Here is a 365-nt window from a genome sequence, read left to right on the forward strand (position 1 = left end):
CGGATCAGGCTAAACCGTTCCATGTGTGATAGCCGGCGGGCGTTGCATGGTCGGGGTTGTGGGACTTTCCATACCAGTTCTGCCGGGCTGGTGGGGTGTGATGTGCAGGCATAGGTGAACGGTCTTGAAAGGCCGGCCAGAGAGGGTGTTAGCCCCGTAACCGTAATGTTGTGTACCGCCTGTGAGAGTATCCCAAGTAGTACGGGGCCCGAGAAATCCCGTGCGAATCTGTCAGGACCACCTGATAAGCCTAAATACTCCCTAATGACCGATAGCGGACCAGTACCGTGAGGGAAAGGTGAAAAGTACCCCGGGAGGGGAGTGAAACAGTACCTGAAACCGTGTGCTTACAATCCGTCGGAGCC

1 rRNA gene is annotated in these 365 nt (G+C 56.2%); it reads left to right on the forward strand.

Features of this window, described 5'->3' with window-relative positions:
• Positions 1-365 (forward strand): 23S ribosomal RNA (locus U7114_RS19345); the annotation flags it as partial.

The organism is Pseudarthrobacter sp. C1, assembly GCF_034720455.1.
Lineage (GTDB): Bacteria > Actinomycetota > Actinomycetes > Actinomycetales > Micrococcaceae > Arthrobacter.